13 protein-coding genes are annotated in these 12154 nt (G+C 34.6%); 4 read left to right on the top strand and 9 right to left on the bottom strand.

Annotation, left to right across the window (positions count from 1 at the left end):
- Window positions 1-27: 27 nt before the first annotated feature.
- From EKN01_RS02620 to EKN01_RS02580, 9 genes are all read right to left on the bottom strand, one after another.
- Complete coding sequence (locus EKN01_RS02620) at window positions 28-810, bottom strand: inositol monophosphatase family protein (RefSeq protein WP_129044850.1); 783 nt, start codon at window positions 808-810, stop codon at window positions 28-30.
- Window positions 810-1088, bottom strand: a complete 279-nt coding sequence (locus EKN01_RS02615) for a UPF0223 family protein (RefSeq protein WP_129044849.1) — start codon at window positions 1086-1088, stop codon at window positions 810-812. Before EKN01_RS02615 ends, EKN01_RS02620 begins: the two co-directional genes overlap by 1 nt.
- A 70-nt stretch (window positions 1089-1158) precedes the next feature.
- Window positions 1159-2586 (bottom strand): dihydrolipoyl dehydrogenase, encoded by a 1428-nt coding sequence (lpdA, locus tag EKN01_RS02610; RefSeq protein ID WP_129044848.1) that lies wholly within the window; start codon window positions 2584-2586, stop codon window positions 1159-1161.
- A gap of 7 nt (window positions 2587-2593) precedes the next feature.
- Window positions 2594-3895: a 2-oxo acid dehydrogenase subunit E2 gene (locus EKN01_RS02605; protein ID WP_129044847.1), complete on the bottom strand. Its 1302-nt coding sequence runs from the start codon at window positions 3893-3895 to the stop codon at window positions 2594-2596.
- Window positions 3896-3927: 32 nt separating this feature from the next.
- Window positions 3928-4905: an alpha-ketoacid dehydrogenase subunit beta gene (locus tag EKN01_RS02600; protein WP_129044846.1), complete on the bottom strand. Its 978-nt coding sequence runs from the start codon at window positions 4903-4905 to the stop codon at window positions 3928-3930.
- Between the two features lie 2 nt (window positions 4906-4907).
- Window positions 4908-6008: a pyruvate dehydrogenase (acetyl-transferring) E1 component subunit alpha gene (pdhA, locus tag EKN01_RS02595; RefSeq protein WP_129044845.1), complete on the bottom strand. Its 1101-nt coding sequence runs from the start codon at window positions 6006-6008 to the stop codon at window positions 4908-4910.
- A 154-nt stretch (window positions 6009-6162) separates the two neighbouring features.
- On the bottom strand, window positions 6163-7155 hold the full coding sequence (locus EKN01_RS02590) for a D-2-hydroxyacid dehydrogenase (RefSeq protein WP_129044844.1): 993 nt from the start codon (window positions 7153-7155) through the stop codon (window positions 6163-6165).
- Between the two features lie 18 nt (window positions 7156-7173).
- Complete coding sequence (locus EKN01_RS02585) at window positions 7174-7920, bottom strand: LrgB family protein (protein ID WP_129044843.1); 747 nt, start codon at window positions 7918-7920, stop codon at window positions 7174-7176.
- The gene (locus EKN01_RS02580; protein ID WP_164966350.1) at window positions 7904-8344 is read right to left on the bottom strand and encodes a CidA/LrgA family protein; all 441 of its coding nucleotides are present in this window, start codon (window positions 8342-8344) and stop codon (window positions 7904-7906) included. Before EKN01_RS02580 ends, EKN01_RS02585 begins: the two co-directional genes overlap by 17 nt.
- A gap of 169 nt (window positions 8345-8513) precedes the next feature.
- On the opposite strand from EKN01_RS02580, the gene def reads away from it, so the two are divergent.
- From def to EKN01_RS02560, 4 genes are all read left to right on the top strand, one after another.
- Window positions 8514-9080 (top strand): peptide deformylase, encoded by a 567-nt coding sequence (gene def, locus EKN01_RS02575; RefSeq protein ID WP_129044841.1) that lies wholly within the window; start codon window positions 8514-8516, stop codon window positions 9078-9080.
- Between the two features lie 137 nt (window positions 9081-9217).
- Window positions 9218-9430: a DNA-directed RNA polymerase subunit epsilon gene (locus EKN01_RS02570; protein WP_099974660.1), complete on the top strand. Its 213-nt coding sequence runs from the start codon at window positions 9218-9220 to the stop codon at window positions 9428-9430.
- A 3-nt stretch (window positions 9431-9433) separates the two neighbouring features.
- A complete protein-coding gene (gene rnjA, locus EKN01_RS02565; protein WP_129044840.1) occupies window positions 9434-11125 on the top strand; it encodes a ribonuclease J1 in 1692 nt (563 codons plus the stop codon).
- A gap of 66 nt (window positions 11126-11191) precedes the next feature.
- Window positions 11192-12151 (top strand): diacylglycerol/lipid kinase family protein, encoded by a 960-nt coding sequence (locus EKN01_RS02560; RefSeq protein WP_129044839.1) that lies wholly within the window; start codon window positions 11192-11194, stop codon window positions 12149-12151.
- Window positions 12152-12154: the final 3 nt, after the last annotated feature.

Raw genomic sequence — 12154 nt, 5'->3', positions numbered from 1 at the left:
CAAAGCAATAAAAAAGCTGTGACATAATCACAGTTTTTTCGCACTCTTAACTGTATCTAGCACTTCATTTTTTGCATTTGAAGTACTAACTATTACGACTTGTGATTTTAGCATATTTAGAGGTGCTTCGTCAACACGGCAAACACTCATTCCAAGTGTTTCTATTAGTACTCGCCCTGCTGCAAGATCCCAAGGAGCCAGTCTTGACATATACACAATTTCTTTTCCCTCAAGGATATGTGAAAAAATAATCCCTGCACTTCCGTATATTCTTAATCCATTACTTTTTTTAACTATTTCAATTGCATTGTATGAATTAGACAAAACTAACCAAGATGCTAAATTAACCAAGCCATCAGATAAATGCTTATCCTCAGGAGTTTTTAACAATTCAGTGTTTTTTCTTACACCAATACCTTTTCCACCATGAAAAATATTATTATTCATAACGTCAATAATGGCACCAACATAAGGTTCTCCATCCAAATAAACACCTATCATCGAAGCAAAATCTGACTTACGTTTTACGTAATTCATAGTCCCATCAATAGGATCGACTAAAAAAACTAAGCCATCCATATTGCTAGGAGCATCACCAAAACCCTCTTCACTAATGATTTGTGCTCCTGGATAATGTTCTTTTATTTGACTAACAATATATTTTTCTGTGTTTTTATCGTAGTTAGTCACTAAATCATTACGACCATTTTTAGTATCAACTTCTTTTTGATTATTGATCGTTTCGCGTAAATTTTTACCAACAACATCTATTGTTTGGACTAAAAAATCATCAATTTCTTTTTTATTCATTATTTCATCCTAAATTTACCCTTTCCATCGAAAGAACTAATTGCCTTAAAAGTTCGGTAGATTGAATAACCTGATTGTAGTTCAAATTCACTATCAATATTCTTTTGATCCATCTTCATAGGAACAATTTTTTGAAAAAGTCTGTACTTTTCTAAGAAATCATTCCTATTTATCCCAGATTCATTAGCTAATTCCACAGCATTATAAAATGAAATGATTTCTGCTATTTCACTATGGCTCCATTCAGGATCTAACGGGTAATTATAATTTTCTTGCATAGTTTTAACCTCTTTATTTGCTTCTCTTTACTATACAAAAAAAGCAATGCCTTTGCATTGCTTTTTAATATTAAATATCTGTTGGGAATCCAGATAGAATATCTGAAGCTTCCATGATTGTTTCTCCAAGAGTTGGATGTGGATGAATTGTTAACTCAATATCTTCATAGTTTAATTGGCAATTAACTGCCACACTAAGTTCTGAAATCAAGTCACTTGCACCAGGTCCAACAATTTGTCCACCAAGTAGTGTTCCAGTTTCCTTATCAGCAACCAAACGAACAAATCCTTCAGCTGAATCTAGAGAAACTGCACGTGCATTAGCAGCAAATGGGAACTTAGCAACTGTTGTTTCGATACCTTTTTCTTTAGCTTCGTCTTTTGTTAATCCGACAACAGCTAATTCTGGATCTGTAAAACAAACAGCAGGAACTCCAATATAATCATTGGCAGTATTTTCACCAGATATTGCTCCAGCAACTGTTTTAGCCTCAAATGAAGCTTTGTGTGCAAGAGCAGGACCTGCAGTAATGTCACCAATAGCATAAATATTAGGAACGGATGTACGACCTTGTGAATCGATTTCTACAAGACCATGATCTGACAATTTAACAGAAGTCATTTCTAATCCAAAATTATCTGTATTAGGACGACGTCCAACTGTAACCATACAATAATCTGCATCAATAGTTTCAGGTTTTCCGTCAACTTCATAAGTGACCTTAACACCATCTGCTGATTCTTCACCTTTTTTAGCCATAGCATTTGTAACAATTGTTACACCTTTAGCTTTAAGGTTCTTTTCAACAATACTTACCATATCTTTTTCAAAGTTAGGAATAATACTTGGTGAACCTTCAAGGATAGTTACATGTGATCCTAGATTAGCATAGGCTCCAGCTAATTCTGTACCAACATAACCTCCACCAATAATAACAAATTCCTTTGGAATTGATGTTAGGTTTAAACCACCAGTTGAATCGATAATACGTTCATTGAATTTAAATCCACGTATTTCAATTGGACGACTACCAGTTGCCAAAATTAAGTTTTTAAACTTAATAGTTTGGCCTCCACCATTATCCATGAATTGACGAGGTCCACTAGGCATAACACGTAGTTGTGTATCACTATCAAGGTATGCTTCACCTTGAATTACTTCAACTTTGTGTTTCTTAAAAAGCATGTTAACTCCATCAGTCATACGTTTAACAACTTTTTCATCTTTCCATGCTTGAGTTTTTGTAAAGTCGATTTTTGCATCTGATGTAGTAATACCATAAACTGAAGAATCTATAGATTCTTGTAAACGGTGTCCTGCTGTAATCAGCGCTTTAGAAGGTACACAACCAACGTTCAAACAAACTCCACCTAGTGTGGGTTCTTTTTCAATAACAGTCACATCTTGACCCAATTCAGCTGCACGAATTGCTGCAACATATCCACCAGGTCCAGATCCAATGATAACTGTATCTTTTTCTACAATATTTTCAGTCATTTTAAAATTAGCCCTCCATTAGTAACATGTCAGGATCATGTAATAATTTCTTCAATAGATTTAGTGCATTTTGAGCTAATGCTCCATCGATTAGACGGTGATCATAACTCAATGAAAGTTTCAACATATTACCTACTTGAATGTTTCCTTCTTCATCAACGTATGGTTCTTTAGCTATTCTACCAACACCCAAAATAGCAACTTCTGGATGATTTATAACCGGTGTGAACCATCCACCACCGATTGAACCAACATTACTGATTGTGATTGAACCACCTGTCATCATGTCAGATGATACTTTGTTATCATAAGCAGCTTGAGTGTTTTCAGATATTTCCTTAGCAATTTGGAACATACCCTTAGAATCAACATTCTTAATATTTGGAACATAAAGTCCATGTTCAGTATTAGTAGCAATACCAATATTGTAATAGTGTTTGTATACAATTTCTTGAGCTGCGTCATCAATTGATGCATTCAATTCAGGATATGCTTTCAATACTGCAACAAGAGCTTTAGCAATATATGGTAAGAATGTTAGCTTGATATCTTGTTCTGCCGCAACTTCCTTATATTTCTTACGGTTTGCCATAAGAGCACTAACTTCAACTTCATCAAAACTAGTTACGTGAGGAGCTGTATGTTTACTATTAACCATTGCCTTAGCGATAGCTTTTCTAGTAAGACTTAGCGGCTCTCTTGTTTCCATTTCTGGAGTTGAAGACTTGTAAGGTGTTACTGATGCAGGTTCTGTTGGAGAAGCTGCAGGTTGAGCTGTATTAGCTGCAGCCACAGGTGCCACAGTACCATCGAATGAATCAACGTCTGCTTTAGTAATTTGTCCATGTTTACCAGAAGGTGTTACTTGTGATAGGTCTACGCCCTTATCACGAGCATATTTACGTACTGATGGCATAGCCAAATAGTTTGTTGTTGCTGAACCTGTTGATTGTGCGGGTGCAGCAGCAGGTGCTTGAGCTGCTGGACTAGCTGGTGCTTCTGCTTTAGCAGCAGGTGCAGCTTCTGTAGGTGCAGGTGATGCGGCTTCTTCATCATCGCCATCGTCTGCTGATCCATCATCAATAACAATCAATGTTTGACCAATTTCTACTGTTTCGCCTTCTTGTGCAACAATTTGTTTTACTGTACCTGAAACAGGTGTAGGTAATTCTTCAACTGACTTATCATTTTGGATTTCAACAATTGAATCGTCTTCTTTAACTGTGTCGCCTTCTTTAACAAGCCAACTAGCAATTTCACCTTCGTGCATACCTTCTCCAAGTTCAGGTAGTTTGAATTTATATGCCATTATAAGATCCCTTTCTTTCTATAGCCTATTGTTTAGTAGCCAAGAATTTCGTTAATTTTTTCTTCAATTTCGTCTGCTCCTGGAATCCAAATATCTTCACCTAAAGCGAATGGATATACTGAATCTGGTGCGGCTACTCTTCCGATTGGAGCGTCAAGTGACATAATTGCATTTTCAGAAATTGCTGAGGCAACTGTTGCACCTACACCAGCCATTTTTTGAGCTTCTTGTACAATAACAACTTTGTGTGTTTTTTCAATTGATTTGAAAATTGTATCTGTATCAATTGGTGAAACTGTTCGTAGATCCACAACTTCAACAGAAACATTCTTCTCTGCTAATTTGTCAGCAACTTTAAGAGCTTCATTTACTTCAGCTCCGTATGCGACAACAGTGATATCTGTTCCTTCACGAACAACATTAGCTTTATCTAAAGGAACAGTATATTTTGTATCAGGAATATCATCTTTCATTGAACGATATAATTTTAAGTTTTCCATAAATAGAACTGGATCATTATTTTCTACCGCAGAAATCAGTAGTCCCTTTGCATCATAAGGATTACTTGGCATTACAACACGTAATCCTGGTGTACCTGTGAAATAATTTTCCAAGTTATCAGCATGCATTTCAGCTGTATGTGTTCCTCCACCATAAGGTGTACGAATAACTACTGGAGCTGTTTTTTCTCCATCAAATCTAAATCTCATTCTTGCAAGTTGTCCAACGATTTGATCAACAGCTTCAAATGAAAATCCCATAAATTGAATTTCCGGAATTGGTCGCCAACCTGTTAAGCCAAGACCTGTAGCAAGTCCAATGATTCCAGATTCAGCCAATGGTGTATCAAATACACGATCTTCACCATATTTGTCTTGTAGACCTTGAGTTGTTCTGAAAACACCACCGTTTTTACCAACATCTTCACCAAAAACAAGTGTTTTAGGATCGTCTTCTAGAACAATATCAAGAGCATCTGTAATTGCTTGAATATATGTTTTTTTAGCCATTGTTATTTAGACTCCTTTGCTCTGAATATTTCGATTTGTTTCTTAACTTCTGGAGTTGGAATTTCAAATGTACGTTGTAGCATATCTGAAACCTTATCTGCAGGAACTGCATCTGCTTCTTTGATTGCATCCTTGAATGAAGCTTTATAGTCTTCAACCATTTGATCTTCTTTTTCTTCGCTCCAAAGTCCTTTGTCTTCAAGAACTTTTCTCAAACGAACAAGTGGATCTTTCTTAATCCATACTTCTTCATCTTCCTTAGTTCTGTAACGTTTAGGATCATCCCCAGCACTTGAGTGAGCACCATAACGATATGTCAATGTTTCAATCATAACTGGACCATTTCCAGCAAGAATATATTCACGCGCAGCTTTGGCTACAGCATAGCAAGCTAGTACGTCCATACCATCAACTTGAATACTTGGAATACCTGCAGCTACGGCTTTTTGAGCAAGTGTCTTAGCAGCAGTTTGCTTGTTACGAGGAGTTGAAATGGCAAATCCATTATTTTGAACAATAAACAATGCTGGAAGTTGGAATGCACCTGCAAAGTTCATACCTTCATAACTATCACCTTGTGAAGTACCACCATCACCTGTATATGTGAATGCTATAGCATCTTCATTATTCTTCTTAAGCCCCATAGCAACACCAGCTGTTTCTACATAGGCTGCACCGATAATGATTTGAGGCATCATTGATCTTGCCTTAAATTTATTACCGACAACGTGTCCTCTAGACCATAGGTATGCTTCTGTAACAGTAGCTCCATGTTGGATCAATTGAGGAACATCACGATAAGCTGGTAATAGATAATCATTATTTTCCATTGCCAGTACTGTACCCATTTCTGATGCTTCTTCACCAGATGTAGGAGCATAGAATCCCATACGTCCTTGACGAGAGAAGTTCATTGTTTGATCGTGCAATGCACGCTCCCAAACCATCTTCTCCATAAAGTTTAATAATTCGTCATCAGAGAAAGAATCAAAAATTTCTTTATCTATAACTTTTGAATTTTCATCCAAAACTTGAACTGGTTTCTTTACTTCATCTAAACCGTTCTTAATTGCTCCGAAATCAACTATTGGTTTTTGTGCCATTTTTTTACACTATCCTTTCTGTTAGTAACATCTAAAACAAGCTAAAACTGTAAGGGCTTTCACATTAATAATTTTATCATTCTTTTGTGAAAACACAAGATGAAAACTTATTGTTTCTAAGAAAAATTTACAACAATTTGTGAATAATTTAGCATTATCCTAGGTCAATTTCATTTTGTGACTTACCGTCTTTTAATTCTTCAAGCATAGAATTCAATGAAATTGTTGCCATATTCTTGACTGCTCTGGTTGTATAGAAGGCAATATGAGGAGATAGAATGAATTTTGGATCATTGATAATTTTTTCTAAAAGTTTGTCCGGTAAATCTTGTCCTGTTCTATCTGTATTGAAAATACCTACTTCATTTTCATAAACATCCATAACTGCACCGTAAAGTTTACCTGACTCTACTGCATCGTATAAGTCTTGTGTATTGATCAAATCTCCACGACCAGTATTTATTACAATTGCATCGTCTTTCATCTCAGATATTGTTTCTTTATTAATAACTGTGTGACCTTTGCCCAAGCTTGGAAGATGCAAAGTTACAACATCAGATTGCTTTAATAGTTCATCTAATGTATCAACATATATTGATTGATCTAAATCTGGATTACGATATTTATCATAAGCAATAACTTTACAGCCAAATCCTTGATAGATTTTAATTGCTGCATGTCCGATTCTACCCGTTCCTGCAACTCCTACTGTAAGACCATTCAATTCTCTACCAATATCAGGTGCCCATCTCAAATCATGTTTATCAACTTTTCTGATAACTTGCTTCATCTGACGCAATAACATCATCAATCCAGTTACTGAATATTCTGCAATTGCAGTTGGTGAGTAACTAGGTACGTTGGTAAGTTTAATATTATTTTTCTTCAATGAATCAAAAGGAACGTTGTCGACACCAACATTTCTAAGTGATATAACCTTAATTCCAAAATCATTCATTCGATCAAATATCTCTGGATCGTATGGTAACTGTTGAAATGCAACAACTCCATCGAACCCATTGGCTAATTCGATAGTATCTTTTGTTAGTAGATCTGAAATAATTTTAACTTCTATTTGATTTTCTTTTGACCACTCTTCTATATAAGGACGCTCATCATCACGAACTCCATAATCAATTAATTTCATAGTAAACTACCTCCCATATCATTTAAGTCCAACAATATTAGCAAAAATAGGAACAACTAAATTGGTTGCTACACCAACGATTACAACGGCAATTGAAGCCATGGCTCCTTGAATAGAACCAAGCTCTACAGCTTTAACTGATCCCATTGTATGACCAGATGATCCTAGTCCTAGTCCAACACCAATTGGATCTGATCCTAGTCTGAACAATTTGATTATTTGATCTCCTAAGGCCATTACAATAACAGCGTTTAAAATTACTGTCATAGCTGTAATTGCTGGCACTCCACCAATACTTTCTGAAAGTGGTAGAGCAATTGCGGTTGTTGCTGATTGTGGCAACAATGATGCAATTTCATTTTTAGGAAGACCTAGTGCTATACATACAAAGTAAATTATTGTTAATGAAATAAATAATCCAATTATCAAAGATAACAGAATTTCTACCCAGTATTTCTTAACAATGTCATTTCTCTTATATAAAGGAACAGCAAAAGCAATTGTAGCTGGTGATAAGAACCAGAACAGTAAGTTAGCACCTATCATGTTCTCCTTACCACCATTCCAATATGCACTAAACACAGCATCAGAAGTTGCACCAGTTACTTGTTGGATTAAAACAAGTACTGCAATTCCTAAAACCATACCTACAAATAGAGGTTGGAATAAGAAAAAGTTATTAGTTTTTTTGAACAAATATTGTCCAACTAAGTAAACAATAACAGTTAGAAAAATTCCGAAGAACATATTATTCAGATACTCCATCGTTACTATCCTCCTTACGAATTTTCTTACCTATGGCAATTAAAATTCTAGCTGTAAAAGCGATAACAATAAGTAAAACAATTGTGGAAATAATAATGGCAATCATTAATTTCACACCATCATTTGCCAAAAAATCTAAACTCTTATACATCTGGATACCTGATGGAACAAATAGGAATCCCATTATTCCAATCAAAAATTTAGAAGTCTGCTCCACTTGATGCAGCTTTATAACATTTGTTGTTAATAACACATAAAGTATTATTAATCCCCATACTGGAACTGGTACTGGGAATGAAGCAGGCATAAAGTGTGACAAAATATTTGATAAAAATAATATTCCACTATAAATAAATATTTGAACCAATATATTTGATGGTTCTTTTTTCGCCTCAACATTAGGGCTTTCTTTCTCATTTTTCATCATATTCTCCCATCTTTCTGAAAACGTATTCACTTCTACAATGAAACTCTAACACAGGCAAAAAAATATGTAAAATATATACTTATATGGACTTATAAATACTTTTTTATGATATTTATGTGCAATTTATTCTATAATATAGTTACTTATAAAAATCTGGAGGCAAAATATGTATTTAATGAAAGATATTGTCAAAGATGGAGACCCTATCCTAAGAAAAGTTGGGGAAAAAGTTACCCTTCCATTAAGTGATGATGATAAAAAAATTGCTGAAAAAATGATGGAATATCTTATCAATAGTCAAGATGAGGAAATTGCTGAAAAATATCAGTTACGTGCCGGTGTTGGACTAGCTGCTCCACAAGTTGGTCAATCAAAAATGATGACAGCTGTCTTGATCCCTAATGATGACGAAGAAAGTAATGAAGAGTACATTTTAAAAGATGTGCTTATTAATCCTGTAATTACTCGAAGTTCTGTACAAAAAGTCGCCCTTTCCGAAGGTGAAGGTTGCTTAAGTGTTCCAAAAGATATCCCTGGTTACGTGCCTCGTTCTAACAAGGTCACAATTGAGTATGACAATGTAGACGGCGAACACAAAACTCTAAAGTTAAAGGGATATCCCGCAATTGTTTGTCAACATGAAATAGATCACTTAAATGGACATTTATATTACGATAAAATAAACAAAGAAAATCCATTCGATATCGATCCAGATACACTACTTATTTCTTAAAAACCACAAATTTTGATTTGTATACTATATATATGAAATATGTTAAAATACCAATATCTGTATTGCACACTAATTAATGTTTTGGAAGCATTAAATATAAAGTACAAATTTTAATAAAATACTGAGGAGATATCATATTGATTTATAAAGTCCTATATCACGAAAGCGAACAAGATAACCCCCGTCGCGAATACACAGAAGCAATCTACGTTGAAAGCGACTCAAGCATCAACGTTAGAGAACAAGTTGAAAATAACACAGAATACAACATTGAATATATTCAAGCACTTGATGAAAAACACCTTGAATATGAGAAAAATAGCCCTAATTTCAAGTTGACGGAGTTTTAATTAATGTCAGTTAACGTTAAAGATAACGAAGTTGCTGTTTTTGCCATTGGGGGCCTTGGCGAAATCGGTAAAAATATGTATGGAATTGAATACCACGACGAGATTGTGGTTGTAGATGCAGGTATTAAATTCCCTGAAGATGACCTTCTAGGTATTGACTACGTAATTTCTGATTACAGTTATTTAATAGAAAACCAAGAAAAAATCAAAGGATTATTTATTACTCACGGTCACGAAGATCACATTGGTGGTATTCCTTTCCTACTTCAACAATTACCAGATATTACAATCTACGCAGGTCCACTTGCTAGTGCGCTTATCAAAGGTAAATTAGAAGAACATGGTTTAGTAAAAACAACTAAAATCATAGAAATCAGCGAAGAATCTGAATTTACATTTCCAGAACTTAGTGTTGATTTCTTCAGAACTACCCACTCTATTCCAGATACATTAGGTATTGCAGTACATACAGAACCTGGAGTTATCGTTGTTACAGGTGACTTCAAATTTGATTTAACACCCGTCGCAGGTTTACCTGCTCCAAATCTTCAAAAAATGGCAAAATTAGGTAGTGAAGGAGTACTTTGTTTACTATCTGATAGTACTAATGCCGAAATACCAACTTTCTCTAAGTCTGAAAGATCTGTTGGTAAGACTATCCACCAAATATTTGAAACTATCGAAGGTCGTATTATATTTGCTACCTTTGCTTCAAATATTTATCGTGTTTCTCAAGCTGTCGACGCTGCTTTAGAACAAAACAGAAAAATTGCTGTCTTTGGTCGTAGTATGGAAACTGCTATTGTGAACGGTCGCGAATTGGGTTATTTGAATATCCCTGATGATATGATCGTTGATGCTAGTGAATTAAATTCTCTACCCGCAAACGAAACATTGATTTTATGTACTGGTTCTCAAGGTGAACCACTTGCTGCTCTTAGTCGTATTGCAAATGGTACTCACCGTCAGATAAGTATCCAACCTGGAGATACAGTTATTTTTTCAAGTAACCCTATTCCAGGAAATACCATCAGTGTAAATCATCTAATCAACGACCTTTCTGAAGCTGGTGCAGAAGTTATTCATGGTAAAGTAAATAACATTCACGCATCTGGTCATGGTGGTCAAACTGAACAAGAATTGATGCTTAGACTTATGAAGCCTAAATTCTTTGTTCCTGTCCACGGTGAATACAGAATGCTTAAACTACACACTGAACTTGCTGAAATGTGTGACGTCCCAATGGAAAATTCATTTGTAATGAAAAACGGTGATGTACTAGCTCTTACTTCTGAGACTGCTAGACGTGCCGGACATTTCCCAGCTGGTGACGTTTATGTTGACGGTAAAGGTATTGGTGATATCGGCAACGTTGTCATCCATGATAGAAGATTACTTTCTGAAGAAGGAATGGTTGTTGTTGTTGCAACTATTGATTACAAGAAAAAAATTGTTCTTGCTGGTCCTGATATACTATCTCGTGGTTTCGTCTATATGAGAGAATCCGGTGAATTGATTAATCAGGCACAAAAACGAGTATTCCATGTTATCAAGAATGCCTTTGATAAAGAAGACGACAAAGTAACAGAAGCTGAACTAAAGAAATTAATAATTGATAATTTACAAGACTTCCTATATAAACGAACAGCTAGAAATCCTGTAATTTTACCTATGATAATTTCAGCTTCAATTTAAATATAATAAAAAAAGACAGATTAAATTTAATCTGTCTTTTTTGTTTTCTAAGGATATAATTGTAATATGAATAATTCAATTACATTAGAAATAATATTAAATAAACATGCTGGAAATGGCCAATCAATTAAAAATTGGAAAAAAGTAAAAGATTATCTAGAGGATGAAAAAGTTGATTACAACGTGCACCTTACTGATAAAAAATTTGGTGCTAGGAAAATTGCAACTAATTTAGCAAATTCACTAACCGATAATAAAAAAATATTAGTACTAGGTGGCGATGGAACTTTAAATCAAGTTCTAAATGGCGTGAAAAATTCTAAAAATCCTGAAACCCCTATAGCCTATCTACCTGCAGGATCTGGTAATGATTTTAGTCGTGGAATTAAAATTAAAAATTTAGATACTATCGATGCTCTGAAACAAATTATTAAAATGGATAATCCTTTAAAAATTGATATCGGTAAAGCTTCATCTAAAGACAGCGTAAACTACTTCTTGAATAATATTGGTATTGGATTTGATGCTCGCACTGTTTTCTATACAAACAATTCCAAAAGAAAATCATTTTTTAACAAGTTAAACATCGGTAGTTTAGCTTATGTTTCTAGTTTACTCAGAGTTTTAAAAAATCAAAAAGGTTTCTCTATCGTAGTAAAGGATTCTAATAACAATGATATCGAGTTCAACAACGCTTATATAGTTACAGCTACCAATCATCCTTATTTTGGAGGAGGCATTGCAATTGATCCCAAAGCCTCTCCTTTTGATCAAAAATTGGATTTAGTAGTTGTTAACAAGATTTCTGGATTAACTTTTGTTAAATTATTTAGAAAACTCCTAACTAATGGTTCTCACCTTGATGACGAAGATGTCTGGTTATTGCAAGAAAACAATTTTACATTGAAAAATAATCAAAAACAATACGGACAAATGGATGGAGAAGAGCTCGGTAATAAAAATTTTGATTTAAAATTTGAAGTTAGCTCACACCATTTCTGGATCCCTATCAAAAAAGAAGCCTAAATA

The organism is Companilactobacillus metriopterae (genome assembly GCF_004117915.1).
Classification (GTDB): Bacteria; Bacillota; Bacilli; order Lactobacillales; family Lactobacillaceae; genus Companilactobacillus; species Companilactobacillus metriopterae.
The sequence above is the reverse complement of the archived record's forward strand: the minus strand, read 5'-3'. Positions and strand labels throughout refer to the sequence as shown.

Bases quoted from the DNA above. Each gene is read 5' to 3' on its own strand.
- EKN01_RS02585 (WP_129044843.1), bottom strand. From the start codon at position 7,920: ATGGAGTATCTGAATAATATGTTCTTCGGAATTTTTCTAACTGTTATT.
- EKN01_RS02620 (WP_129044850.1), bottom strand. From the start codon at position 810: ATGAATAAAAAAGAAATTGATGATTTTTTAGTCCAAACAATAGATGTT.
- EKN01_RS02560 (WP_129044839.1), top strand. From the start codon at position 11,192: ATGAATAATTCAATTACATTAGAAATAATATTAAATAAACATGCTGGA.
- lpdA (WP_129044848.1), bottom strand. From the start codon at position 2,586: ATGACTGAAAATATTGTAGAAAAAGATACAGTTATCATTGGATCTGGA.
- pdhA (WP_129044845.1), bottom strand. From the start codon at position 6,008: ATGGCACAAAAACCAATAGTTGATTTCGGAGCAATTAAGAACGGTTTA.
- EKN01_RS02605 (WP_129044847.1), bottom strand. From the start codon at position 3,895: ATGGCATATAAATTCAAACTACCTGAACTTGGAGAAGGTATGCACGAA.
- EKN01_RS02580 (WP_164966350.1), bottom strand. From the start codon at position 8,344: ATGAAAAATGAGAAAGAAAGCCCTAATGTTGAGGCGAAAAAAGAACCA.
- EKN01_RS02590 (WP_129044844.1), bottom strand. From the start codon at position 7,155: ATGAAATTAATTGATTATGGAGTTCGTGATGATGAGCGTCCTTATATA.
- EKN01_RS02600 (WP_129044846.1), bottom strand. From the start codon at position 4,905: ATGGCTAAAAAAACATATATTCAAGCAATTACAGATGCTCTTGATATT.
- def (WP_129044841.1), top strand. From the start codon at position 8,514: ATGTATTTAATGAAAGATATTGTCAAAGATGGAGACCCTATCCTAAGA.
- EKN01_RS02615 (WP_129044849.1), bottom strand. From the start codon at position 1,088: ATGCAAGAAAATTATAATTACCCGTTAGATCCTGAATGGAGCCATAGT.
- rnjA (WP_129044840.1), top strand. From the start codon at position 9,434: ATGTCAGTTAACGTTAAAGATAACGAAGTTGCTGTTTTTGCCATTGGG.